The organism is Ruminococcus sporogenes, from assembly GCF_054655175.1.
On sequence record NZ_BAAHOA010000004.1, the window covers coordinates 244,671 to 269,568 of the forward strand.

The following is a 24,898-nucleotide window of genomic DNA, read 5'->3' on the forward strand; positions in this document are numbered from 1 at the left end:
AATTCTCCCTTACTGCTCCGAAACAATTCTGCTCAGCGCTTCAATATCCTTTATGTCGTAATATCCGTCTCCGTTTATATCCGCAAGATAAACTCTCTCAGAAGGGAATTCTCCCCTGCCCTCAAAAACAAACCTGTTCAGCAGGACAAGATCAAAAATATCCCTCACGCCGTCTCCGTTGAGATCTCCGGGCAGCTCGTACATATCCGGCTCGCTGACTGTTATTTCAAAGCTCTGATAAAAGCCGTTATAGCCGATAGTTATTGTCTGAACCCCCTCCACCTGCGGATTATACCCGTCGAAGGAATAGGCGGTTATCTGATTTTTACTATTATTATCAAAATAAGCGTAAACTATCATTCCGCTCAAATCAAGCTGCTGACCGATAACATACTCTGTTTTATCCGGCAGTCTTGTTATTTTAAGTTCCGTCATCTGCTTTTCGCTCACCGTCACCATAAAATAGTCTTTAAATCCATTATACTCCACCTCTATAGTTTTTGTTCCGGCGCTGCTGTCGAAACCGTTTATATTATAATCCGATATTTCCTCCATAACGTTATTGTCGTAAACTGCATTTATCCTTAAACCGGTAACGTCAAGTCTTTCGCCCTGCTTATACATGGTTTTTTCAGGCGCGCTGACAACTTCGATGCCTATTAGACTTTTCTCCGCTACCCTGACTTTAAATGACGCGGTTTTTTCCATATATGAAACGATTACGGTATGTTCTCCGGCAATCGGCTCAAATCCCGACACAGTAAAATCCGTTACAATTTTCTCGCTTCCGTCGCCGTACTTCGCCGTTACCTCAATACCCTCCAGCGAAAGCTTTTCTCCCTCCTTATATTCTTTCTTCGCCGGCTCGGAGGTTATCGCTATGCTTTCCAGGACAGCGGATTCAAATTCTTCTCCGCTGATACGTTCCGCAAATGTCAGAGCCACCCATCCTTCTTTATTATTATACTTTGTTTTGCCCCAGATATGCTCGTCAGCCTCAACCGTCTGCGATACGCTGAATTCGGTCCTGTTATCCAGAACCTCCAGCGACTTATAGCTAAGGCCCGGCCCCTCCCTGAGATTTAGACCGTTATCCGATGTCACCCTCCATTTTTCGGTTTTACCGCTGCCGTTCCCGCTTTCGCCGTATTCAAGCGGCCCCCCGACTATATATCTTGAATAATCAAGTATGCACCAGCTCTCCCTGCCGTCGGCAAAGATTTTTCCCCAGAGACTTCCATCGTTCGTTTTTTTCTCCGTCACCTCGTAAATGGTGTTCATGGGCAGAAAACCTGTTTTTGACGACGACGAATCCGCAGACTCGCGCAGATTTATACCGCTTTCCGTATTCACTCTCCATACCTCGGATTTATTTTCCGTTCTGTCGGAAAGGAAAAGCTTTGTTTCGTCCTCTCTGCGGTTTACAAGCCCCTGCAAAACGCTTCCTCCGGCTACGCGCCATTCTCCGAACGCCTTTGCAATCTCAAGAAAGCTATGCTTTTCAGCCCCGTCTATAAGATAGCTCTTCAGATCAAATTCATCATATACAGACCATATATTACCCATATTATAAGAAAGTGAAACCAGCGCGTCAAACTGATTCTGTTTAAGGCTTATATTATATTTATCCGCAAATTTATTAACATAGCCCTCGTATGTACCCAACGCGTTTTTAAGGAGCTTTTCCGCTTCCTCCTCCGTTATTCCGTCCGGATATTCGTCCGCTCCCACTCCCGTTCCATAGCCGATAGTCCACTGGCTGTAATCCCAGTATTTATATTTACTGAATCCCTCGCACTTCTTGATAAGCTCTATGCAATCCTGCCCGGCCTTCATAGAATTGCCGGCTTCAACCGTGCAATACGGAAAAAGCATTACGGCCGAAAGTATAACCGAAACTATTTTCAGACAAATTCCCTTGGCGTTCATTTAAAAACCCCCTATCGTCATAGAGATATAGTTCATTATAGTTAGACTGTCGTTTGAATTAATAAGCTTATCGCCGTTTACGTCCGCATTTGCCTGCGACGTATTAGTTAAGACGTTTTTATCAGAATCCAGCAGATACATATTCAGGGCGACTATATCCGCCACATTAACAATTCCGTCCCTATTTACGTCGCCGTAAAATATTTCTCCGGAAATTTTCAGTTCACCGTCAGACGCTTCAAACGCTGCCGGCTGCAAATCGTCTCCCACCAACGTATGACCGATAGAAACAAGCGTATTCAAATCGGCTGTTCCGTCCGCCGCTTTAAAGCGAAGTACCGCCGCCGTTCCGTCTCCGCTTTTATTTCTGCTGTCTGACCAGACAAGCCTGACCGCGTCCTGAGCATAGCTTCCGTTGCAGTAAAACACTCCGCCGGAAAGCGCGTCCGACTGCGAAGCTTCAATAAAGGTAAGCATATCCGGATCGTAATTCACAATTACCGAATAGGCAGATATACCTTTGTTATTTTTTATTTTCAGTTCTACCTCGGCAACGCCGTTCTCTTCGCCGTAGCCGGCGTTTATATACAACAGCGGCACGTTTTCCGCATACGCGTTTATACAAAAAGTACACGTCGTTACGAATAATAAAAATAAAGCTATTGCCGTTCTTAATTTTTTCAAGACGCCCTCCGTTCCTCCGACTGTACGGAAAAAGTAATAAGCGGTTTTTTTATAACCTGTTTTCATTGTAATTCTAACATAATCCGACAGCTTTGTAAAGGCAAAACGCATGTTCATACTTTTCAAAGGCAAAAAAAGGACGCTCAGAAAGCGTCCCTTATATTCTTTTTATTGCAGCGGCAGCTCGACCTTAAACGCGGCGAACCCATACGGCGGCAGAACCAGTCTTTCCTCAAACTTAACATCTCCGTAAAGAGTATGATAATACGAGCAAGATTTAACGTCCGTCTTTGAGCTGTCTATTACCTGCTCCTGAGCCGAACGGTTTATAAATATAATAACGGCTTTTCTCCTGTGATTTCTCGCCCTTGAAAAAGCGATAACGTTATCGTCTATATACAAAAACTTCAATGTTCCGTCCCTGAAAACCTTAGAGGATTTTCTTACCTTGGCAAGCAGACGGGTATAATTCAGCAGCTCCTGATCCTCTTTGCCCCACTGATAGCAACGGCGATTGAACGGATCCTTATATCCCTGCTGACCGGCCTCGTCGCCGTAATAAATACAGGGTACCCCCGGAAGAAAATACTGCAAAGCCATAGCCACCTTCATTCTGTTTCTGCCAAGCTCATATTCCTCCGCAGTCAGCATACGGCCGCTCATCCAGTCCTTGCTTTTTCCCTCGCAGCTTTCACCGCCAAGAACATTTATGGCTCTCTCAATATCGTGGGTTGAAATACTGTTCATAAGCACGTCTACCGACGGCTTCGGATAATTTTCGACAATCGTCATAACGCTGTTTCTGAAATCATAAGGACTGCCGCCCTTTACATAATTCATAATCGCTGAACGAAACGGATAATTCATAACCGAGTCAAGCTGATGTCCAAGCAGGTAACGCCTTTTAACTCCGTAGCTCTCCTTGTTAGAGGCGTCCTCCCAGACTTCTCCTATTATTAGCTTTTCCTTGCCGTGCTTCTTGACGCATTTATTAAGCTTATCCAGAAACTCGTCGGGCAGCTCGTCGGCAACGTCCAGACGATAACCGGCAGCTCCCATTTCAATCCAATAATCCAGTACGCCGCCGTCTCCGCAGATATACTCCGTATATTCCTTGTTGTTTTCCCGCACATTCGGCAGGGTATCTATCCCCCACCACGCCTCATATTTATCAGGATATTCATAAAAGGTATACCAGGGATAAAATTCGCTGTTCTTTGAATTATAAGCTCCCAGACTGTCGTAACGGTTAAACTTGTTAAAATAAACGCTGTCTGCTCCCGTATGGGAAAAAACTCCGTCAAGTATAATGGAAATACCGAATTCTTTCGCCTCTGCGCAAAGAGCTTTAAAATCCTCGTTAGTGCCTAAAAGCGGATCTACCTTTCGGTAATCAGCCGTATTGTATCTATGATTTTCATGGGACTCAAATATAGGATTCAGATATATGCAGGTCACGCCAAGCTCCTTGAGATAAGGCAGTTTCTCCCTTATACCCTCCAGATCTCCGCCGAAATAATCGTTATTCCAGACGTGACCGTTTTCGTCAGGACGGTAATAAGGAGTATCTTCCCAATTATCTCTCATTACCCTGCCGTAAGGAATATTTTCGTGAACCCTTCCGCTTTTATAAAAACGATCCGGAAAAATCTGATACATTATACCGCCCTTTAAAAATTCGGGAGTTTCAAAGGATTCGTCGTAAACCGTAAGCTGATATAAATCGCCGAAATTTATACTGCTTTCATGACACGCAGTCTTTTTTATATAATTTCTGGTACCGTTTAACGTATAGGAAAAATAATAATAATGTACTCCGGCGTATTTTGCAATAAACGTAGTCTGATATACGTTATTCGCCGAGTCCTCCGACTCCAGATTCATCTGAAGAAACCTTTCCTTGAAGCCGTTTCTGAAAAGCACAAGCACCGGCGGAAAATCAGGAACAACGTCTTTAGGAAGCCTTATCCTGAATTCGCACGGCTCGCCCTTTTTTATAGCCCCGAACGGCTTTTTATACATAACGTTCCAGCTATCGAAAATCTTTTTCATAGAGCCTCTCCTCTTTAATGTTATAAAAACCGGGCGTCCGGAAAAACCGGGCGCCCTTCTTTAAATCTATATAAGCTTATCAAAGTCCCCAGATGTCCTTTGCATATTCTGTTACAGCTCTGTCAGCGGAGAATATTCCTGCTCCGGCAATGTTATTCAATGACATTTTCGCCCATTTTTCAGAATTCTTATAGCATTCGGAAGAGTGAGCCTGAGCCTTTCTGTAGGAATCGAAATCCGCAAGAACCATATAGGGATCCGCGTCCTTAAGGGAATTTGCAACCTCGCTGAAGCTGCAGCCGTTTATGCCGTGATACATTCTGTCTATACAGCTTTTTATAACAGGGTTTGATTTATAATATGCGCCGGGATCGTAGCCTGATCTCTTGAGATCGTTGACCTCCTCGGTTTTCATTCCGAAGATTATTATATTTTCGTCCCCGACAGCCTCCTTTATCTCAATGTTAGCGCCGTCGAGCGTTCCAAGCGTAATAGCGCCGTTGAGCATAAGCTTCATATTTCCCGTACCCGAAGCCTCTGTGCCCGCCAGAGAAATCTGTTCGGATATGTCGCTTGCCGGCATAAGAAGCTCGGAAAGAGTAACCCTATAATCTTCAAGAAAATAAACTGAAAGCTTTTTGCTTATCTTTGGATTCTTTCTTATCTCCTCGGAGATCGCCCATATAAGCTTGATGATCTGCTTTGCCAGATAATATCCCGGCGCCGCCTTTGCGGCAAAGATATATGTCTTAGGAATAAAATCCGCGTCGGGATTGTTAAGCAGAAATTCATAATCCGCAAGAATGTTCATAACATTCAGATGCTGACGCTTGTATTCGTGCAGACGCTTTACCTGAACGTCGAAAATGCTGTCGGTATCTATAAGGATATTACTGTTTTGCTTTACATACTTTGCAAAACGCTCCTTATTATCCTTCTTTATTTTCATAATGTCCTCAAGGACTGATTTATCGTTTTCAAATACGCAGAGCTTTTTCAGCTCGCTGCCGTCATGAAGGAATTTGTCTCCGATCTTTTCCCTGAGAAGAGCGGTAAGTCCCGGATTGGACTGATAAAGCCATCTTCTGTAAGCGATACCGTTGGTAACGTTTTTGAATTTTCTCGGAGTATCGGTATATTCGTCGTTGAAAACATCGTGCTTGATAATTTCCGAGTGAAGCTTTGAAACTCCGTTTATGCTATGCGACGCCACAACGCAGAGCGTAGCCATATGAATCTGATTATCCTTGATAATAGACATTCTTGTCGTTTTTGCGCTGTCTCCGTTGTTTCTTTCCATAAGCTCGGCGCAGTAGCGGTTGTTTATTTCAACAATAATGGAGAAAATTCTCGGAATTATTCTCTTGACAAGATTAACGTCCCATTTTTCAAGGGCTTCAGCCATTACAGTGTGGTTAGTATACGCAAAGGTATTTGTAACGATATGCCACGCCTTTTCCCATGTATAGCCGCAGTCGTCAAGAAGTATGCGCATAAGCTCGGGAATAGCAAGAGTCGGATGCGTATCGTTTATATGAATAGCCGTTTTTTCATGAAGATTATCCAAGGTGCCGTATACCGACATATGATTGTTTACAATATCCCCCACAGAGGAGGCGCAGAGAAAATACTGCTGACGCAGACGCAGAGCCTTGCCCTCAAGGTGATTATCATTAGGATAAAGGACCTTTGAGATGGCGTTTGCAGCCGCGTTCTGGCCCAACGCCTTTTCATAGTCGCCGTGATTGAACATCGACATATCAAAGCTCGGAGCCTTAGCGGCCCAGAGTCTTAACACCGAAACTCCCTCGCTGTCGTGTCCGGAAACATACATATCATACGGAATAGCCTGAACCGTGGAGTAATTGACATGTGAAATATGGTGATACTGATTGTCCCAGTATTCCTGAAGCTCGCCCTCAAAATGAATGTCTATTGAAAGCTCGGGGCGGGGATCAAGCCATACGGAGCCGCCGGGCAGCCAGTTATCAGGAAGTTCGGTCTGCCAGCCGTCTTCAAGCTTCTGCTTGAATATTCCGTATTCATAGCAGATAGAATAGCCCATCGCCGGATATGCCTGAGTTGCCAGCGCGTCAAGATAACACGCCGCAAGACGTCCGAGTCCGCCGTTTCCAAGTCCTGCGTCAGGCTCGTATTCATATACATTTTCAAGCTTTACGCCGTATTCCTTAAGCATTTTTTCAACTTCGCCGGCAATTTCAAGATTATAAAGACTTGTTTTCAGCGAACGTCCCATAAGAAATTCCATTGAAAGATAGTATACCTGCTTTTTGCCGTCCGAATGTACCTTGTTTATAAACTTCTGTCGCTTTTTTTTGAGAAATTCAACTATTATCGAGGACAAAACCTGATATATCTGTTTATCCGAAGCTTCATCCGGTGAAATATTATACCTGAGCTGAAGCTCTTTTATAAATGACTCTTTTATATCTGCGATTTCCGGCTTTATTGTCATTATTATCTCCTATCTCCCATATGAAATGGAATTGTTTTATATACTGTCTGTACTGTTAAGCGCAGACAAATAAAAGTTTTCACAAAATCATTATACTATAAAAGCTGCCGTTTTTCAATACCCGATTCAGGTTTTTAACATATTGCCCGAACTTTTTTCATCAATAACATATAAATTTAATCATGATTTAAAATTATCCGCGCTTTTATTCCTTCAAATTACTGCTTCGCCCTGTTTTTTGCTCTTTGAGTATTACTTAGGATTCTTTTTCTTATACGGATATTTTCCGGAGTAACCTCCAGCAGCTCGTCGTCCGCCAAAAATTCCAGACTGTCCTCAAGACTAAGACGTCTCGGAGGAACAAGTCTGAGAGCGTCGTCCGAACCGCTTGCGCGCGTATTGGTAAGGTGCTTTTTCTTGCAGACATTTACAACCAGATCCTCGGTTTTAGGAGACGCCCCCACTATCATACCCTCGTAAACCGGAGTGCCGGCGTCGATAAAAAGCTGTCCGCGCTCCTGCGCGTTATACAAGCCGTAGGTAACCGCCTCGCCCGTTTCAAAGGAAATAAGCGAGCCGGTGTTTCTTCTGGGAATTTCGCCTTTATAAGGCTGATAGCTGTCAAAAACGCTGGACATTATTCCTTCGCCCTTAGTATCCGTCAGAAATTCGCTTTTATATCCGAAAAGTCCTCTTGCGGGAATAATAAATTCAAGCTTCATTCTTGAACCCTGCGGATGCATTTCAACAAGCTCGGCCTTTCTCGTTCCCATTTTTTCCATTACAGAGCCGACGCAGTCTTCAGGAACGTCTATAACAAGTCTTTCGACAGGCTCCAGCTTCCTGCCGTTTTCGTCCTCCTTGAAAAGCACCCTCGGAGTTGAAACCGAAAGCTCATAGCCCTCGCGGCGCATATTTTCAATAAGGATTGAAAGATGCATCTCTCCTCTTCCGGCGACCTTAAACGAATCGGTGTTTTCGGTCTCCTCAACGCGCAGGGAAACGTCCTTTAGAGTTTCCTTGAAAAGTCTTTCACGGAGCTGACGCGAGGTCACAAATTTTCCCTCTCTGCCTGCAAAAGGAGAATCGTTTACGGAAAAAGTCATTTCAACCGTAGGCTCGCTTATTTTTGTAAATTCAACAGGCTCCACGCAATCGGGAGCGCATATTGTGTCGCCGATGGTGATTCCCTCGATACCGCTGATCCAGACGATGTCGCCCGCTTTTGCCGTTTCGGCAGGCACTCTCTGAAGTCCCTCTATCTGAAGCAGAGAAACAAGCCTTGCGTTGGAAATCCTTTTTTCGGAATTCTGATGATTACAGACCGAAACGTTCTGATTGACTCTGACCGATCCTCTCTGTATGCGGCCTATTCCGATTCTTCCCACATACTCATTATAATCTATTGATGAAATGAGCATCTGAAACGGGCCTTCCTCGTCTGCCTCAGGCGGATTAATATAGCTTAAAATAGTATCGAACAGAGGAGCGAGGTCAGTTCCCGCCTCATACTGGCTCAGCGACGCCGTACCGGCTCTTCCGGAGCAGAAAAGTATAGGACTTTCAAGCTGTTCCTCGTTTGCGTCAAGATCAAGCAGAAGCTCGAGAACCTCGTCGCCGATTTCGTCAAGACGGGCGTCGGGACGGTCAATCTTATTGACTACGATAATAATCTTATGGTTCATTTCTAAAGCCTTAGACAGTACAAACCTGGTCTGAGGCATTGCTCCCTCGGCTGCGTCCACAAGCAGAAGCACCCCGTCCACCATACTGAGCACGCGCTCGACCTCTCCGCCGAAATCCGCGTGTCCGGGCGTATCTATTATATTAATTTTAGTTCCGTTATAGCAAACGGACGTATTTTTTGCGAGAATGGTAATTCCTCTTTCACGTTCTATATCATTGTTGTCCATGACTCTTTCGGCAACCACCTGATTTTCCCTGAACGCGCCGCCCTGCTTGAGCATTTCGTCGACAAGGGTAGTTTTACCGTGATCGACGTGGGCTATAATGGCTATGTTTCTTAAATCTTCTCTGATCATTTTTCATTCCTCCAGAAATGTTTAGGGTATGAAATTTATATTAATATAACCTAAAGTCTAATTATAATTTTTCAGCAGTGCGCTTAACTTGCCTGAAAAAGCGAATATATATCGTTTTCATCATAACCGTTCATAATCGCTTTTACCATATAATTTCCCCTAAATGAATCAACATTAAACTGCACATTTTGTCTAAAGAGCGTTTTTTTTAATGCATAAAAAATGTCCTGCATAAAAATGCAGGACTTGTTATTGGTGGGAGAAGATGGATTCGAACCATCGAAGCTGAAAGCAACAGATTTACAGTCTGCCCCCTTTGGCCACTCGGGAATTCTCCCATAAAAATTCCGTCGGACTCTGCCGACAGAATATGGAGCTGGTGGACGGACTCGAACCCCCGACCTGCTGATTACAAATCAGCTGCTCTACCAACTGAGCTACACCAGCATCTTTTCAGAATGCTTAATTATTATATCACAAGTATCTAAGCTTGTCAACCTTTTTTTGCTTGTCAACCTTTTTTTGAAATTTTTCAAGGAAAATGGTCGAGGCGACAGGACTTGAACCTGCGGCATCTTGGTCCCAAACCAAGCACTCTACCAAACTGAGTTACGCCTCGATTACACTATTTTTATTGTTTTTCATTCAAACAGCTTTATTATTATACACGTTTTTACTCAAAATGTCAATAAAAAAATCTATTTTTGTAATCAATTACAATTATTTTTTGCCGTCCTCTTCAGATTATCGTCACTATGCACTATTATCGCACGTCAGAAAATACATCATAATTCGTTGACAGCTCTTCCATGCGTTAATTTCAATTACAACAATTCATTAAAAATCTCTTTTATAATTCAGATACCTCGTTCCATTCGCACTTTTACTACATAATTTTTTGTATCGGACATACAGGATTTTTCATATTATAGCTATGATAAATCTTAATCGAGGAGGACAAAATGGGACTAACCTCACAATCAACGGGTAAAAATGCCTTTGAAGGAAATATGCCCGCCAAGCAGGAAGGAGAATTTCTGATAGCTCTCGCCGGAAATCCCAACGTCGGCAAGTCCACAGTATTCAACGCCCTGACCGGAATGCGGCAGCATACCGGCAACTGGGCCGGCAAAACGGTTTCAAACGCGGCAGGACGGTGTGAGCATAACGGAAAAAAATACATACTTGCAGACCTGCCCGGAACCTATTCGCTGATGGCTCATTCGGCGGAGGAGGAAGCGGCAAGAGATTTTATCTGCTTTGCGTCACCTGACGCAGTTATAGTGGTTTGCGACGCAACCTGTCTTGAACGAAATCTTAACCTTACTTTGCAGGCAATGGAAATCACGCCGAAAACAGTTTTATGCGTTAATCTGCTGGACGAAGCAAAGAAAAAAGGAATAAGCATAGATATTGATAAACTATCAGGGATACTCGGTATTCCGGTGGTGGGCGTAACGGCAAGAGACAATAAGGGACTTGACGAGCTCATGGACGCGGTAGAGAAGGTTATAGAAAGCCCGCCTGAAAGCTCGTTTATGCCGTCCTACAGCAGAGGTCTGGAGGAAGAAATATTAAAGGTTTCCCTTAGTCTTGAAAAGGAGATTAACGGAAAATTACCGGCAAGGTGGACGGCTGTCAGGCTTATTGACCGTAATGAACGTCTATCCCGCTCCATAAACAGCTATCTCGGCTTCGACGCAGAGGAAAGAATTTTCGGATGTCTTAACAGATGCAGAGAATCTCTCGCCCGAAAAAGCTTTACTGCGGAAACTATAAACGACGATATAATATCGAGCATAATAAATTCCGCGGAGGAAATCGCAGAAAAAACCGTAAGCTTCAAAAATTCCGACTATTATGAGCGCGACAGCAAAATAGACAGGATTTTAACAAGCAGAATATTCGGAATACCGATAATGTTGGGTATTCTTGGAATTATTTTCTGGATAACGATAGTCGGCGCAAATTACCCCTCTCAGCTTCTTTCAAACGGACTTTTCTATCTTGGAGACAAACTGGAGGCTTTGCTCGGATCCCTCAACTGCAATCCTACGGTAACGGATATGGCCGTAAACGGAATTTACCGCGTACTCGCCTGGGTTGTTTCCGTAATGCTTCCTCCGATGGCAATTTTCTTTCCGCTCTTCACTCTTCTGGAGGATCTCGGCTATCTGCCGAGAGCAGCGTTTAATCTTGATAAACACTTCAGACGTGCAAACGCATGCGGTAAGCAGGCTTTGACTATGTGCATGGGCTTCGGCTGTAACGCCGCCGGCGTAACCGGATGCCGTATAATTGATTCTCCCAGAGAACGCCTTATAGCTATTCTGACCAACAACTTCGTGCCCTGCAACGGAAGATTCCCGTCGCTTATTACTATTATTACAATGTTCTTTACAGCCTCTGTTACCGGAATAGGAAAATCCTTTTCATCGGCAATAATTCTGCTCGGAGTAATAGTTCTCGGCGTCGCGGCAACTCTTCTTGCGTCATGGCTTCTTTCAATTACCGTTTTAAAGGGCGTACCGTCGTCGTTTACCCTTGAGCTTCCGCCATACAGACGTCCGCAGATTGGTAAGGTCATTATAAGATCAATATTTGACCGGACTATTTTCGTACTTGGAAGAGCATGTCTGGTTGCGGCTCCGGCAGGGCTTCTTATTTGGATTCTGGCTAACGCCTCGGTGGGCGATATAACAATACTCTCAAAGCTTGCCGGCTTTCTTGAAGTACCCGGAAAATTTCTGGGCATGGACGGAACGATTCTGCTGGCGTTTATTCTCGGATTTCCGGCAAATGAAATCGTTGTACCGATAATTATGATGTCCTATATGTCCGCCGGAATGCTAACGGAGGCGGAAAGTCCTGAAATACTCAAGGCTCTGCTGGTGGACAACGGCTGGACATGGGTAACGGCTATCTGTACCATGATTTTCATATTGTTTCACTTCCCATGCTCTACAACCTGTCTGACTATTAAAAAGGAAACAGGAAGCCTGAAATGGACTGCCGCTGCGATTCTTCTGCCGACAGCCTTCGGCATAGTAATATGTTCGGTAATTTCGCACGTATGCGGCATATTTGTCTAAAACTGCCGATTCCACTTTATTTTATATTTTCAAATTCTAAGTCTTTTTTGACTGCGCGCTATATTATAAAAAAGGCGGACGCTTTCGCGTCCGCCTTTATATTTAAATCACTGATTGCTTTCGATGTAGCTTACAATATCGCCAACAGTCTTGATACCTTCAACCGCTTCGTCAGGAATTTCAATATCAAATTCTTCCTCGATTGACATAACCAGATCAACGACGTCAAGCGAATCAGCCCCGAGATCGTCAATAATTACCGACTCCGTCTTTACAGCGTCTTCTTCAACATCAAGCTGGTCAACGATAAGCTCTTTTACCTTGTCAAAAACCATCTTCTTATTTCCTCCATTGTCTAATTTTTATATAAAGGTGCTAACACCGATATAACATTTAGTAAAATATAACTATTCGTTATATTCTCCGATTTTTCTAAACTTAGTGTACCTTGCTTCAAGCAAAATGTCAATATCTTTTTGTAAATTTTCTCTTATAGTATCTGACAAAAATTCCTTAATATTTTCTGCTATTTTATATAAATCGTTATGAGCGCTTCCGTTCGGCTCCTCGATTATGGCCTCCGCCACTCCCATCTCAAGCATATCCTCGGCGGTTATCCTGAGAATTTCACACGCTTCCCTTTCGCGAGCAGCGTCCTTCCAGAGTATACTTGCGCAGCCCCTCGGAGATATCACCGAATATAAAGCGTTTTCAAGCACGGCAAGTCTGTCGCACACGCCGATCGCAAGCGCGCCTCCGCTTTCGCCCTCACCGAGAACCACGGAAGTAATGGGCGTTCTCAATCTCATGAATTCCATGATATTTCTGGCTATCGCTTCGCCCTGACCTCTTTCCTCAGCTTCAACTCCGCAGAACGCGCCGGGAGTGTCTATAAAGCAGATAACCGGTCTGTGAAACTTTTCTGCCTGCTTTGCAAGTCTCAGGGCTTTTCTGTAGCCCTCCGGATGAGGCATAGCAAAATTTGTTTTCTTATTTTCATTAAGGTCTCTGCCCTTTACCTCGGCTATAACCGTTACCGGAATTCCCTCAAGACGGGCTATACCTCCAAGTATTGCGGCGTCGTCGCCGTATAGTCTGTCTCCGTGCATTTCGTAGAACTCGTCAAATATAAGGGGTATATAATCGTTTATAGTCGGACGTTCCTTGCCTCGAAGCAGCTCCATTCTTTCCCAAGGAGTTTTATTATTCATATCAGCGTCCCTCCTTATCCGGAAGATAGCCGTGCAGCTTCAGCAGATGTGAAAGCACGCTGCGCATTCTGCGCCTTTCAACTATCATGTCTATAAATCCCTTTTCAAGCAGAAATTCGGCAAGCTGAAAATCATCGGGAAGCCTTTGCTTTATAGTACCCTCTATAACGCGCCTTCCCGCAAATCCTATAAGCGCTTTAGGCTCGGCTATTATAATATCCCCAAGCGACGCAAAGGACGCCGTAACTCCTCCGGTCGTAGGATCAGTCAGCACTGTAATATAAAGCTGGCCCGCGTCGTCGTGCCTTGCGGCGGCTCCGGAGGTTTTCGCCATCTGCATAAGGGAGACTATGCCCTCCTGCATTCTCGCTCCCCCCGAAGCGGTAAACAATATAACAGGCATTTTATGCTTCGCGCCGTATTCGAAAGCTCTTGCAATCTTTTCACCGACTACGCTTCCCATTGAAGCCATCATGAATCTGGAATCCATGATACCGATCACGACAGGAATCCCTCTGATTTCAGCCTCTCCTGTTACAACGGCGTCGTTTAGACCGGTTTTCTCTCTGAGACCTTGCTGCTTTTCCTCATAGCCCGGGAATCCTATAGGGTTCCTACTTGTCATATTTCCGTTTATTTCACGAAAGCTTCCCTTGTCAACCGTAATAGCAAGACGCTCCTGAGCCGTAAGTCTGGCGTGATAGCCGCATCCCGGACAAACCATATTAACGGCTCTGATTTCGTCCTCAAATACAACGCATCGGCATCTCGGACATTTAAAAAGCAGATCATCCGGTATTTTATTGGATTCTGCGGCAGATTTGACCTCCGCCTTTTCACTTCCGTTGAATCTCGTCTTTACGACCTTAAAAAGATCCTCTAACATTTTTTATCCGCCGCCTCCTATCCTTCAAATTCAAATGTATCAAGAAAACGGTTGCTGTATTCCCCGCTTTCAAAGGCTTTACACTTTATCAGCGCAAGCTGGAAGTCTATGTTCGTATCAATACCCTCTACAATAAACTCTGAAAGAGCCCATTTCATTTTCATGATAGCCTCTTCCCTTGCAGGGGCGTAAACTATCAGCTTTGCTATCATGGAATCATAATAGGGTGAAATGGTATATCCCTGATACGCCGCTGAATCTATTCTTATTCCCGGACCGCCCGGAGTATGCAAAGCTATTATTTTTCCCGGAGAAGGACGGAAATTAAGCTTTGGATTTTCAGCGTTGATACGGCATTCGATCGCATGCCCCGAAATAGTTATATCCTCCTGCTTGATTTCAAGGGGAATTCCCGACGCGATCTTTATCTGAGCCTTGACAAGATCTACTCCGGTCACAAATTCCGTTACCGGATGCTCAACCTGTATTCTTGTATTCATTTCCATGAAGTAAAAATCTTTTCCGTTTTCCACAAGAAACTCGATAGTTCCGGCATTATAATAGCCGCAGACCTTCGCCGCCTTTACGGCCGCCTCGCCCATTTTTCTCCTAAGCTCGTCGGTCATAACAGGGCTGGGGCTTTCCTCAAGAACCTTCTGATTACGCCGCTGCATACTGCAGTCACGCTCTCCCAGATGTATAACGTTCCCCTGCTTATCGGCAAGTATCTGTATTTCGATATGTCTTGGATTTTCAACGAACCTTTCCATATAAACGGCGTCGTCCCCGAAAAAGCTCTTTGCCTCCGACTGAGCCGCGGTTATCTGCGCCGCAAGCTGCTCCCTTGATTCCACCATTCTTATGCCGCGTCCGCCTCCGCCCGCAGAAGCCTTTACAAGCAGCGGAAATCCGATTTTTTCCGCAGCCTCCTCCGCTTCCTCTAATGTGCGGACAGCTCCGTCCGAGCCGGGTATAACCGGCACTCCAGCCCTCTTCATAGTTTCCTTGGCGGCCGCCTTGTCGCCCAGCATTTCAATTGATTCCGGCGACGGTCCTATAAATTCTATATTGCACTTTCTGCACATTTTTGCAAAAGCGGCGTTTTCGGATAAAAAACCGAAGCCGGGATGGACGGCGTCACAGCCCGTAGTTTCACATGCCGCTATAATAGCCTTCATATTCAGATAGCTGTCCTTTGTATCGGCAGGCCCTATACACACCGCCTCGTCGGCTATCTGCGCATGAAGAGCGTTCCGGTCGGCAGTGGAATAAACGGCGACGCAGCGTATTCCAAGCTCTCTGCACGCCCTTATTATTCTGACAGCAATCTCGCCTCTATTGGCAATCAATACCTTTTTAAACATTTATTCGCCTACTTTCAGGTATGTTTGATTTTTCACTTTTATTTAATAGCAAAAGTGATCTCCGCGGAAACCGCCTTCTGACCGTCAACAGTTGCGATACCCTTTCCTACTCCGATAGGGCCCTTTACCTTTATGATTTCAACCTCAAGCTTCAGCGTGTCGCCGGGAACTACCTGTTTTTTGAATTTTGCTTTGTCGATACCGGCAAAAAGCCCCAGCTTACCCTTATTTTCAGGAAGAACCAGCATTGCCGCGGCCCCGGCCTGCGCAAGCATTTCTATCATGAGAACTCCCGGGGTAACGGGATATTCAGGAAAATGACCTTTGAACCAGAAATCGTCTTCATTTATATGCTTAGTTGCAACTACTCTCTTTCCAGGCTCTATCTCATTTATCTCGTCGATCAGCAGAAAAGGATCTCGGTGAGGGATAATCTCCATTATCTGCTCCTTATTATATACTGCGTCGGACATTATTTACCCTCCTTATCCGATTATCATAATAGGCTGATCGTATTCAACGGCCGCTCCGTCACTGACCAGTATTTCCTTTACAACGCCGTCAAATTCGCTTTGCACCTCGTTCATAAGCTTCATAGACTCGATTATCATCAGCACGTCGCCCTTTTTAACGGTTTTTCCCACTTCGACAAAGGAAGCCTTGTCAGGTCCGGGCTTTGAATAGTATGTGCCTACGATAGGTGCCTTAACTATATTTCCGCTTATTTCCTTTTCCGCTTCATGCTGCTCCTGCGAAACCGACGGAGAAGCCGGAACCGTTCCTGCAGCCATACCCATACTCATTGACGGAGGCGGAATCATCGGCATAACGGGAGGTCCTTTTATTTCCTTTTCTATCACAATCTCGCAGTCGCCGTTTTTGATCTTTACCTTCGAAAGCTTTCCGTTTTCAACCTTATCCGCAAGTTTGTTTATTTCCTCGAATGTAAGATTACAGGCAATCATATTTTCGCTCATATACATTCTCCTTAATCAATAGCCTTTTTCATACAAATTGTAGCGTTATGTCCGCCGAAGCCGAGAGAGTTTGAAAGCGCCGCGTTTACAGTTGTTTCAACATTGCCTAAAACGCAGTAATCAAGATCGCATTCCTCATCCGGCGTCTGGAAACCGATAGTTTTATGGATAATGTCATTTTTAACGCTGAGAGCCGTTACAACTGCCTCCACGCCGCCTGCCGCACCAAGAAGATGTCCTATCATGGATTTGGTAGAATTGATTTTAACATTGTAGGCCGCTTCGCCCAGCGCTTTTTTAATAGCCAGAGTTTCATATTTATCGTTAAGACCTGTAGAAGTGCCGTGAGAATTAATATATGTCACATCCTCCGGCTTAAGTCCGGCTTCCGTGTAGGCGTTTTTCATTGCGGCGGCGGCGCCCTCTCCCTCCGGATCAGGAGACGTTATATGATATGCGTCGCAGGTTGCGCCATAGCCGGCAACCTCCGCATATATGTTTGCGCCTCTGGCCTTCGCATGCTCGTATTCCTCAAGCACAAGCATTCCGCAGCCCTCTCCCAGAACAAAGCCGCTTCTTTCCTTGTCGAAGGGTATGGACGCCCTTTGAGGATCCTCCGCCTTAGTAAGCGCCTTCATATTGTTGAAGCCGGCAAGTGTGAAACGCAGTATTGCCGATTCGGTTCCTCCGCAGAGCGCAACGTCAAGATAACCGTCCTTTATTTTTCTGAAGGACTCTCCTACCGCGTGAGTACCTGAAGCGCATGCGGTTACAGTTGAAAAATTATCTCCCTTGAAGCCGGTTTTCATAGAAACCTGTCCTGCCGCCATATTTCCTATCATCATAGGAACGTAAAACGGAGATACCCTGTTGACTCCCTTGCCCAGAAATTTTTCATATTCGCTGAGAGTAAGCCCGATTCCGCCTATGCCGCAGCCTATTATTACTCCGGCTCTGTAAGGATCGATATCCTTGAAATCCGATCCGCAGTCCTTGAGAGCCTCGTCTGAAGCCACTACCGCAAAATGTGTAAACCGTTCCATTTTTCTCGCTTCTTTTTTTTCAATGAAATCCGTAGGCTCAAAGCCTTTTACAATTCCCGCTACGCGTACTCCGATATCGTCTGTTTCAAACTCCTTGATTCTGTCTATTCCGAGTTTATTAGACTTTACTCCCTCCCAGAATTCGTGTACATTGTTTCCGAGCGGATTAATAGTTCCCAGTCCAGTAATTACAACTCTTCTGCTCATATATACATTCCTTTTCTCTTTTTTATTACATCGAAAGCCCGCCGGAAATCTCGATAACCTGTCCGGTAACATAGCTTGAATCCTCTGAGGCAAGGAAAGAAACTACTCCGGCAATCTCCTCCGGAAGGCCGTAACGCTTCATGGCGATAAGATTCAGCACTGCGTTTTTCTGCTCTTCGGTAAGCTTATCGGTCATGGGAGTTTTTATAAATCCCGGAGCAACGGCGTTGACGCCGACGCCTCTTGAGCCAAGCTCCTTGGCAACGGTCTTTGTCATTCCTATAACGGCAGCCTTAGAGGCTGAATAATTGATCTGCCCCGGATTTCCGTAAAGACCGGCAACGGAAGCCATATTGATAATCCTTCCGCTTCTCTGCTTCATCATTATTTTTCCGGCAAGCTTCATCATATTAAACACGCTCTTCTGATTTACCGCTATTACCTTATCATACTGCTCCTCAGACATTCTCGCCATAAGTCCGTCCTTGGTTATTCCGGCATTGTTTACTAAAACGTCAAGTCCGCCGAATTTTTCCCTAATGCTGCCGACCATTTCCTCACACTGCGAATAATCAGATACGTCGGCGAGGAAAATTTCGCACTTTACTCCGAATTCCCTGATTTTTTCCGCAATATCGTTATTTTCAAACATTCCCTCGTTTAAATCGTTGAGAGCTATGTCAAAGCCGTCCTTAGCAAGCCTTAAGGCTATAGCCGCGCCGATTCCTCTTGAAGAGCCTGTAATTAAAGCTGTTGCCATTTACTGCTACCTCCTGTTTGCTTTTATCTAAACCTTTTATATAATACAGATTACAATTCCCATTTTTGCGATACTCTTGCCGCCAGGCTTTATTCTTTTCTTTCCGGTATCGAAAAACTGAAAGCATAATTATATCTTCATCAGCTTTTCAGCCTGCGCCATCATTTCCTCAATTATTTCCTTACAGGGCTTTACATCATTTATCATTCCCGCAATAAGTCCGCAAAGGAAAGATCCCTCTTCGAGATTGCCGTCCACAACCGCCTTTCTGGTTGAGCCGAGAGTTATCTTCTCAAACTCGTCCGGAGTGATAGTTCCGTTCATTTCGCCGCCGGAAAGTCTTTTTGAAAATTTAGTCTTGAGATTCCGACACGGGTGGCCCGTGCTTCTGCCGGTAACGACGTTATCGGTGTCCTTTGCCTCAACCACAAGCTGCTTGTAAACGGGATGTATCTGACATTCCTCGGACGCCAGAAAGCGTGTTCCTATCTGAACGCCCTCTGCACCCAGCATAAAGGACGCTGCAATTCCTCTGCCGTCCGCAATTCCTCCGGCAGCTATTACCGGAATATTTAAAGCGTCGGCAGCCTGAGGAACAAGACACATAGTAGTATTTTCACCTATATGTCCTCCGGATTCCGTACCCTCGGCAACTACCGCGTCTGCTCCCGCTCTTTCCATTCTCTTTGCCAAAGCCACCGACGGTATAACAGGAATCACCTTTATACCCGCTTCTTTCCATGCCGCCATATATTTGCCCGGATTTCCGGCCCCTGTGGTTACAACCGGGACCTTCTCGTCTATTACAAGCCGAGAAAGCTCCTCCGCATTAGGGCTCATAAGCATTATATTAACGCCGAACGGTTTATCTGTAAGCTCCTTGGTCCTTCTTATCTGTTCTCTGAGATAGTCGATCGGAGCGGCTCCGCCCGCGATAATGCCGAGTCCTCCGGCGTTTGATACGGCGGCTGCAAGGGTGCTTTCAGCCACCCATGCCATTCCGCCCTGTATTACAGGGTATTTTATACCCAGAAGTTCTGTTATTCTTGTAGTCATCAGTTTTCCTCTTTCCTAAGGCTATTTCTTAAAATGTCCGCTTAAATTTCACGAAATTAATCTGACGCCGTAATCAATATTATATACAATAACCCGCCGGCAGTCAACACTAAGGCCTGTCGTTTAAAATTCAAATATTATAGCTCCGAACGTTAGTCCCGCGCCGAAACCGACAAGTCCCACCAAATCTCCGCTTTTGATTTTTCCTTCCGTTACCGCCTCATGAAGAGCAATAGGAATCGAAGCGCTTGACGTATTGGCGTGCTTATCCAAATTGATAATGAATTTATCCATGGATATACCCAGATTCTTAGCGGCGGTTTCAATAATTCTTACGTTTGCCTGATGGGGTATTATAACGTTCAGCCTTGTCAGTTCGAAATCTATCTTTTCAGCCGCCTTGGTCAGCGCGCTGGGCAGAGCCTTCGTAGCAAACTTATAGACCTCTCTGCCGTCCTGATAAAGATAGTGGGAATTCGACTCGGGAAAACCGTCGTCTACCTTGCCCTCTCCGGTCATAAAAGCGTTTGCCGGCGGTATAGACCTTGCAAAGAGATACTTGGCCCCGTTTCCGTCAGCTCCCAGAAAGCTTGAATAAACGGCGTTGTCGGCTCTTTCTATAACCATAGCCGCCGCGCCGTCTCCGAACAGTACGCATGTGCTTCTGTCGGTATAATCGGTTATTTTAGTCAGATTTTCATTTGCAACTACAAGAGCATATTTAATATCCTTATCAGTCTGCAAATAACGCTTTGCCATATCAATAGCGTAAACGCATCCGGCGCACGCGCAGTTGACGTCTATTGTCATAGCGTTGACGGCTCCCGTTTCCCTCTGAATCATGCAGGACATAGAAGGAGTGTAATAATCCGGTGAAACACTGGTATCTATTATGACTCCAATATCCTCAGGAGAAATTCCCGCGGCCGATATAGCCGACTTTGCCGCCTGAGCTCCCATGAACCATGTCGGCTCGCCGTTTGAAACAAACCGTTCCTTCATTCCCGTTCTGGTTGTGATCCATTCGTCGCTGGTTTCGATGAACGATGTGAAATCCTCATTCACTACTTTTTTCTGAGGCTGGTAGCTACCAGTACCTAAAATTCTGATTCCCGGCAAAAAAAATTCCTCCTTGTAAGTTGTCATATCCTTTAATTTGTGGTATAGTTATTATAAAAGGTCAAACTGAAGCCAGTGATTTCAGCTAACCTTTAAATCAATCATATTTTATTGTAATCTATTTTTAACTTTTTTGCAATGTAATAATTGTTATTTTGTGACACTCAAAATAAAATACCGCAGTTTGCACAAATATCATTCAAAAAAACTGTGGAATATAAACATAAAAAATTTTTTTGATTGGAGTTATTATTATGTCTAAAACAGCATTCCTATTTTCCGGACAAGGCTCTCAGTATCCGGGTATGGGCAGAGAGCTTTTGAACGCAAACCCAGAATTTTCGTATATTTATGAAACGGGCTCTGATATACTTGGATTCGATCTGGCAAAGCTAACCTTTGAAGGCTCTGAAGGAGAGCTTGCTCAAACCTGTAATTCGCAGCCGGCCATAATGGCTATGTCCCTGCTGTGCTTTAAAACCGCTGAGAAAAACGGTTTTTCATTCGACGCCGCGGCAGGTCATTCTCTGGGAGAATACGCGGCGATGACCGCCGCTGAAATGATTTCCTTAGAGGACGCCTTCCGTATAATAAAAGCAAGAGCGGCGGCTATGGACAAGGCCGGAAATGAAACCGACGGAGCAATGTACGCCATTATGAAAATGTCCCCTGAGGAAATCGAAAAAATCTGCGCCGATACCGAAGGCTATGTTGTTCCAGTCAATTATAATTCTCCGGCGCAGACCGTTATTGCGGGAGAAAAGGCGGCGGCTGAAAAAGCGGCGGCGGCTTTTGCCGAAGCGGGCGCAAGAGCAGTTCAGCTAAAGGTTTCGGCGGCTTTTCATTCAAAGCTTATGGAGAGCGCGGCAAAAGAATTCTATAATGAAATAAAGAATATTAAATTCAAAAAGCCTCGCGTGCCTTTTTATTCAAACGTACTTGGCGGAGAGCTTAAGGACTTCTCCGATATGCCGTCGCTTCTGGCAAAGCACATGACTTCGCCGGTTCTGTTTACCTCAGAGCTTGCGAATATGCAGGAAAACGGCATTGAAAGCTTTATAGAGCTTGGTCCGAATAAGGTTCTGACCGGACTTGTCAGAAAAACCCTTAAGGGCGTAAACGCCGCAAATATTGAGGATATCAAATCACTTGAAAAAGCGGCGGAATTAAAATAAGAAAATATAATTTTAAGCTGTTTGCAGGGAGGTAATCATTTTGAAAAAATACGGTTTGATAGGTCATCCGCTGGGACATTCCATGTCCCCCTTTATACATAATAGGCTTTTTGAGGAATCCGGCAGAAGCGCTCAATACGATCTGCTGGATATAGCTCCGGAGGAAATAGCAGTTAAGCTGCCGGAGCTGCTCGAAAGCTATGACGGACTTAACGTAACCATACCGCATAAGGTTTCCGTTATAGAATACCTCGATTCGCTGGACGAAAGCGCCGAGAGATATAATTCGGTAAACTGTATATGCAGAAAAAACGGCAGGCTGACCGGCTTTAATACAGACTGCGACGGTTTTTTGCGTTCAGTTCCGAAAAAAAATCTCGGAGGACGCGTTCTGCTTCTGGGCTGCGGCGGAGTTGGCAGAATGATGGCTATAGAAGCGGCAAGGCACGGCGCTGCGGTTACTATGGCTGTAATTCCGGAGGCTATGGAAACCGCCGTAAGGCTTGTCGGAGAAGCGAAGGAAAAAATAAGCGGCGCGGAAATCAGTATAACCTCTATGGATAGTATATCCGGCGAATTCGACCTGCTTATAAACGCTACGCCTGTGGGAATGTACCCTAAGACCGGCGCATGTCCGGTAAGCAGAGAAATTACAGGCCGTTGCGGAGCGGTTTTCGACGCCGTTTATAATCCCGTTAAAACCAAGCTTATACAGTATGCGGAGGAAGCGGGAATAGCCGCTGTGGGCGGTATGTCGATGCTTGTACTTCAGGCTGTGTCCGCTCATGAAATATGGGACGGCGACAGCTACGCCGACGAACAGATAAACACAATTATTTCGGACGCCGCTAAAATTGTAGAACGGGATTTTAATTAATTAACATCTTACTTTTTTGTTTAAAATAAAGGAGGAGCACAGATGACTGTATTTTTATGCGGCTTCATGGGCTGCGGCAAAACTACGGTTGGCAAAAAGCTTGCGGAGATAAGCGGACGCGGCTACTGCGATACCGACGAGCTTATTGTTAAAAGAGCGGGAATGCCCATACCCGATATATTTAAAAAATACGGAGAGCCTTATTTCAGAAAGCTGGAAACGGACATTATAAAAGAGCTCTGCGATTTCAACGGAATAGCGGCATGCGGAGGCGGCGCGATGCTGAGCGATATAAACAGCGGTATCGCCCGTGAAAACGGTATTGTCGTTTTTCTTGACGTCCCGTTCAAGACCTGCTTTTACCGTATTTCAGGAGACTCAAACCGTCCGGTTGCTGCAAGCCGTACTCCAAAGCAGCTTGAAGAGCTTTTTAATGAAAGATATCCCGTATATAAAAAAAATTCTTCTATGACTATAAAATGTGAAGGCGGTCCTTTAAGCGTTGCAAAAGAAATAATGGATAATTTAAGCTTATTCCAGAAATAAATTCGGAGATTAATTCAATTATGAAAATTTATAACGTTAAAATTAAAACAATGGCGGACGACAGGGTAATCGAAAACGGGTGGGTTCAAATCGAAAACGGAAAATTCGCAGCGGTATGCGAGGGACGCCCCCAGGAAACGGAAAGCCACGATATCGACGGCAGCGGCGGTCTGCTTTTACCGGGCTTTATCGACGCTCATACTCATCTGGGTATTATTGAAAACGGAATAGACTTTGAGGGCGACGACTGCAACGAAGCTACCGACCCGTTTACGCCTCAGATGAGAGTAATAGACGGTATAAACCCATTTGACAGATGCTTTTACGAGGCTGTAGCAAGGGGAATTACAAGCGCAGTTATCTGTCCGGGGAGCGCCAATCCCTGCGGAGGGCAGATAATAGCAGCAAAAACTGCCGGCAGACGTATCGACGATATGGTAATCAGAACGGTAGGCGTTAAATTTGCTCTCGGTGAAAATCCGAAAAGAGTCTATAACGGAAGAGATGAAATGCCTATTACAAGAATGGCTACTGCCGCAGTTATTAGAGAAGGGCTTGCCAAGGCGAAGAGATACCTTGATGGAATTCGTGATTATGAAAATGACAAAGAAAACTCCGAGCTGCCTGAATACGATATAAAATGCGAGTCGCTTCTGCCGCTTCTGAAAAATGAAACAGCAGCTTATTTTCATTGTCACAGAGCCGACGATATTTTCACCGCTCTGAGAATTTCCAAAGAATTTAGAATAAAGCCTGTGTTGATCCATGCAACCGAGGGACACCTTATCGCAGATATTCTTGGAGGAGAAAATGTAACCGCAATAGCAGGCCCAATATTATGCGACAGATGCAAGCCGGAAATGAAGTCACTTGAACTGAAAAATGCGGGGGCACTGGCCGAAAATGGAGTTAAGACGGCTATCTGCACAGATCATACAGTCGTTCCTATACAATATCTGCCGCTGTCGGCTGCGGCTGCAGTCAAGGGCGGAATGGACTATGACGAAGCACTGAAGGCTATAACCTGCAATGCGGCGGAAGCCGCTGGAATAGCTGACCTGACAGGCAGCATAGAGGTTGGAAAGGACGCCGATTTCCAGCTTTACCCTAAGCACTGCGACCCGCTGGATATGATGTCCGAGCCTGTTATTGTTACGGAGGACGGCGTCATCGTGAAAAATAATTTTAAAAGTACTCATATATAAATAGTCCAGAACGCCTTGTCGTTAAGGCGTTCTTTTTTGCTTTTGAAAAAAGCTTAACAAAATTTTTATGCTTTTGAAAAAAGCATGGTAAAAGTATCTTTCATTTCTTTGCTTGCAATGTTTAGCTTTTACGAAAAGCATAGTAAAAGTTATTTTTCATTTCTTTGCTCGCAATGTTTTGCTTTTACGAAAAGCAG

20 protein-coding genes and 3 tRNA genes are annotated in these 24,898 nt (G+C 44.9%); 5 read left to right on the forward strand and 18 right to left on the reverse strand.

Features of this window, described 5'->3' with window-relative positions; translation table 11 throughout:
* Nucleotides 1–9 precede the first annotated feature (9 nt).
* The 8 genes from ACYQ0N_RS14030 to ACYQ0N_RS14065 form a co-directional block, all read right to left on the reverse strand.
* Entirely contained in the window at nucleotides 10–1,929 is a 1,920-nt protein-coding gene (locus ACYQ0N_RS14030) for a bacterial Ig-like domain-containing protein (RefSeq protein WP_460163038.1), read from the reverse strand.
* Nucleotides 1,930–2,613 (reverse strand): dockerin type I domain-containing protein, encoded by a 684-nt coding sequence (locus ACYQ0N_RS14035; RefSeq protein ID WP_177532778.1) that lies wholly within the window; start codon nucleotides 2,611–2,613, stop codon nucleotides 1,930–1,932. It lies immediately after the preceding gene.
* Between the two features lie 168 nt (nucleotides 2,614–2,781).
* Nucleotides 2,782–4,665: a glycoside hydrolase family 13 protein gene (locus ACYQ0N_RS14040; RefSeq protein WP_460163039.1), complete on the reverse strand. Its 1,884-nt coding sequence runs from the start codon at nucleotides 4,663–4,665 to the stop codon at nucleotides 2,782–2,784.
* Between the two features lie 79 nt (nucleotides 4,666–4,744).
* Nucleotides 4,745–7,141 carry a glycogen/starch/alpha-glucan phosphorylase gene (locus ACYQ0N_RS14045; RefSeq protein ID WP_460163040.1) on the reverse strand — a complete coding sequence of 799 codons (2,397 nt, stop codon included), beginning with the start codon at nucleotides 7,139–7,141 and terminating at the stop codon, nucleotides 4,745–4,747.
* A gap of 218 nt (nucleotides 7,142–7,359) precedes the next feature.
* The gene (typA, locus tag ACYQ0N_RS14050; RefSeq protein ID WP_177532781.1) at nucleotides 7,360–9,183 is read right to left on the reverse strand and encodes a translational GTPase TypA; all 1,824 of its coding nucleotides are present in this window, start codon (nucleotides 9,181–9,183) and stop codon (nucleotides 7,360–7,362) included.
* Between the two features lie 253 nt (nucleotides 9,184–9,436).
* Nucleotides 9,437–9,521 (reverse strand) — tRNA-Tyr (locus ACYQ0N_RS14055).
* 33 nt (nucleotides 9,522–9,554) lie between these two features.
* Nucleotides 9,555–9,630: transfer RNA gene (locus tag ACYQ0N_RS14060), tRNA-Thr, on the reverse strand.
* A gap of 95 nt (nucleotides 9,631–9,725) precedes the next feature.
* Nucleotides 9,726–9,802 (reverse strand) — tRNA-Pro (locus ACYQ0N_RS14065).
* A gap of 343 nt (nucleotides 9,803–10,145) precedes the next feature.
* Here ACYQ0N_RS14065 and feoB point away from each other — a divergent pair.
* On the forward strand, nucleotides 10,146–12,275 hold the full coding sequence (feoB, locus tag ACYQ0N_RS14070) for a ferrous iron transport protein B (protein ID WP_177532782.1): 2,130 nt from the start codon (nucleotides 10,146–10,148) through the stop codon (nucleotides 12,273–12,275).
* A 107-nt stretch (nucleotides 12,276–12,382) separates the two neighbouring features.
* Here the strand turns inward: feoB and acpP are convergent, their stop codons facing one another.
* The 10 genes from acpP to ACYQ0N_RS14120 form a co-directional block, all read right to left on the reverse strand.
* Nucleotides 12,383–12,610: an acyl carrier protein gene (gene acpP, locus ACYQ0N_RS14075; RefSeq protein ID WP_177532783.1), complete on the reverse strand. Its 228-nt coding sequence runs from the start codon at nucleotides 12,608–12,610 to the stop codon at nucleotides 12,383–12,385.
* 72 nt (nucleotides 12,611–12,682) lie between these two features.
* Nucleotides 12,683–13,486 (reverse strand): acetyl-CoA carboxylase carboxyltransferase subunit alpha, encoded by an 804-nt coding sequence (locus ACYQ0N_RS14080; protein ID WP_177532784.1) that lies wholly within the window; start codon nucleotides 13,484–13,486, stop codon nucleotides 12,683–12,685.
* Nucleotide 13,487: 1 nt separating this feature from the next.
* A complete protein-coding gene (gene accD / locus ACYQ0N_RS14085) occupies nucleotides 13,488–14,372 on the reverse strand; it encodes an acetyl-CoA carboxylase, carboxyltransferase subunit beta (protein WP_177532785.1) in 885 nt (294 codons plus the stop codon).
* A 17-nt stretch (nucleotides 14,373–14,389) separates the two neighbouring features.
* A complete protein-coding gene (locus ACYQ0N_RS14090; protein ID WP_460163041.1) occupies nucleotides 14,390–15,736 on the reverse strand; it encodes an acetyl-CoA carboxylase biotin carboxylase subunit in 1,347 nt (448 codons plus the stop codon).
* A gap of 38 nt (nucleotides 15,737–15,774) precedes the next feature.
* Nucleotides 15,775–16,209 carry a 3-hydroxyacyl-ACP dehydratase FabZ gene (gene fabZ / locus ACYQ0N_RS14095; protein WP_177532787.1) on the reverse strand — a complete coding sequence of 145 codons (435 nt, stop codon included), beginning with the start codon at nucleotides 16,207–16,209 and terminating at the stop codon, nucleotides 15,775–15,777.
* 12 nt (nucleotides 16,210–16,221) lie between these two features.
* A complete protein-coding gene (gene accB, locus ACYQ0N_RS14100; RefSeq protein WP_460163042.1) occupies nucleotides 16,222–16,713 on the reverse strand; it encodes an acetyl-CoA carboxylase biotin carboxyl carrier protein in 492 nt (163 codons plus the stop codon).
* A gap of 11 nt (nucleotides 16,714–16,724) precedes the next feature.
* On the reverse strand, nucleotides 16,725–17,963 hold the full coding sequence (gene fabF / locus ACYQ0N_RS14105) for a beta-ketoacyl-ACP synthase II (protein ID WP_460163043.1): 1,239 nt from the start codon (nucleotides 17,961–17,963) through the stop codon (nucleotides 16,725–16,727).
* Between the two features lie 25 nt (nucleotides 17,964–17,988).
* On the reverse strand, nucleotides 17,989–18,723 hold the full coding sequence (fabG, locus tag ACYQ0N_RS14110) for a 3-oxoacyl-[acyl-carrier-protein] reductase (protein WP_460163044.1): 735 nt from the start codon (nucleotides 18,721–18,723) through the stop codon (nucleotides 17,989–17,991).
* A 129-nt stretch (nucleotides 18,724–18,852) separates the two neighbouring features.
* A complete protein-coding gene (gene fabK / locus ACYQ0N_RS14115) occupies nucleotides 18,853–19,779 on the reverse strand; it encodes an enoyl-[acyl-carrier-protein] reductase FabK (RefSeq protein WP_460163045.1) in 927 nt (308 codons plus the stop codon).
* A gap of 123 nt (nucleotides 19,780–19,902) precedes the next feature.
* A complete protein-coding gene (locus ACYQ0N_RS14120; protein ID WP_177532791.1) occupies nucleotides 19,903–20,898 on the reverse strand; it encodes a 3-oxoacyl-ACP synthase III family protein in 996 nt (331 codons plus the stop codon).
* A gap of 254 nt (nucleotides 20,899–21,152) precedes the next feature.
* Here ACYQ0N_RS14120 and fabD point away from each other — a divergent pair, with 254 nt between their 5' ends.
* From fabD to ACYQ0N_RS14140, 4 genes are read left to right on the forward strand one after another with little or no spacing between them, the layout of a single operon-like run.
* Nucleotides 21,153–22,073, forward strand: a complete 921-nt coding sequence (gene fabD / locus ACYQ0N_RS14125; protein ID WP_177532792.1) for an ACP S-malonyltransferase — start codon at nucleotides 21,153–21,155, stop codon at nucleotides 22,071–22,073.
* A gap of 40 nt (nucleotides 22,074–22,113) precedes the next feature.
* Nucleotides 22,114–22,950, forward strand: coding sequence for a shikimate dehydrogenase family protein (locus ACYQ0N_RS14130; RefSeq protein ID WP_460163046.1), 837 nt, complete (start codon nucleotides 22,114–22,116; stop codon nucleotides 22,948–22,950).
* A gap of 42 nt (nucleotides 22,951–22,992) precedes the next feature.
* Nucleotides 22,993–23,496, forward strand: coding sequence for a shikimate kinase (locus ACYQ0N_RS14135; RefSeq protein WP_177532794.1), 504 nt, complete (start codon nucleotides 22,993–22,995; stop codon nucleotides 23,494–23,496).
* Nucleotides 23,497–23,516: 20 nt separating this feature from the next.
* A complete protein-coding gene (locus ACYQ0N_RS14140) occupies nucleotides 23,517–24,701 on the forward strand; it encodes an amidohydrolase (protein WP_460163047.1) in 1,185 nt (394 codons plus the stop codon).
* Nucleotides 24,702–24,898 lie beyond the last annotated feature (197 nt).

Bases quoted from the DNA above. Each gene is read 5' to 3' on its own strand.
- ACYQ0N_RS14030 (WP_460163038.1), bottom strand. From the start codon at position 1,929: ATGAACGCCAAGGGAATTTGTCTGAAAATAGTTTCGGTTATACTTTCG.
- ACYQ0N_RS14040 (WP_460163039.1), bottom strand. From the start codon at position 4,665: ATGAAAAAGATTTTCGATAGCTGGAACGTTATGTATAAAAAGCCGTTC.
- ACYQ0N_RS14045 (WP_460163040.1), bottom strand. From the start codon at position 7,141: ATGACAATAAAGCCGGAAATCGCAGATATAAAAGAGTCATTTATAAAA.
- typA (WP_177532781.1), bottom strand. From the start codon at position 9,183: ATGATCAGAGAAGATTTAAGAAACATAGCCATTATAGCCCACGTCGAT.
- feoB (WP_177532782.1), top strand. From the start codon at position 10,146: ATGGGACTAACCTCACAATCAACGGGTAAAAATGCCTTTGAAGGAAAT.
- acpP (WP_177532783.1), bottom strand. From the start codon at position 12,610: ATGGTTTTTGACAAGGTAAAAGAGCTTATCGTTGACCAGCTTGATGTT.
- ACYQ0N_RS14080 (WP_177532784.1), bottom strand. From the start codon at position 13,486: ATGAATAATAAAACTCCTTGGGAAAGAATGGAGCTGCTTCGAGGCAAG.
- accD (WP_177532785.1), bottom strand. From the start codon at position 14,372: ATGTTAGAGGATCTTTTTAAGGTCGTAAAGACGAGATTCAACGGAAGT.
- ACYQ0N_RS14090 (WP_460163041.1), bottom strand. From the start codon at position 15,736: ATGTTTAAAAAGGTATTGATTGCCAATAGAGGCGAGATTGCTGTCAGA.
- fabZ (WP_177532787.1), bottom strand. From the start codon at position 16,209: ATGTCCGACGCAGTATATAATAAGGAGCAGATAATGGAGATTATCCCT.
- accB (WP_460163042.1), bottom strand. From the start codon at position 16,713: ATGAGCGAAAATATGATTGCCTGTAATCTTACATTCGAGGAAATAAAC.
- fabF (WP_460163043.1), bottom strand. From the start codon at position 17,963: ATGAGCAGAAGAGTTGTAATTACTGGACTGGGAACTATTAATCCGCTC.
- fabG (WP_460163044.1), bottom strand. From the start codon at position 18,723: ATGGCAACAGCTTTAATTACAGGCTCTTCAAGAGGAATCGGCGCGGCT.
- fabK (WP_460163045.1), bottom strand. From the start codon at position 19,779: ATGACTACAAGAATAACAGAACTTCTGGGTATAAAATACCCTGTAATA.
- fabD (WP_177532792.1), top strand. From the start codon at position 21,153: ATGTCTAAAACAGCATTCCTATTTTCCGGACAAGGCTCTCAGTATCCG.
- ACYQ0N_RS14135 (WP_177532794.1), top strand. From the start codon at position 22,993: ATGACTGTATTTTTATGCGGCTTCATGGGCTGCGGCAAAACTACGGTT.
- ACYQ0N_RS14140 (WP_460163047.1), top strand. From the start codon at position 23,517: ATGAAAATTTATAACGTTAAAATTAAAACAATGGCGGACGACAGGGTA.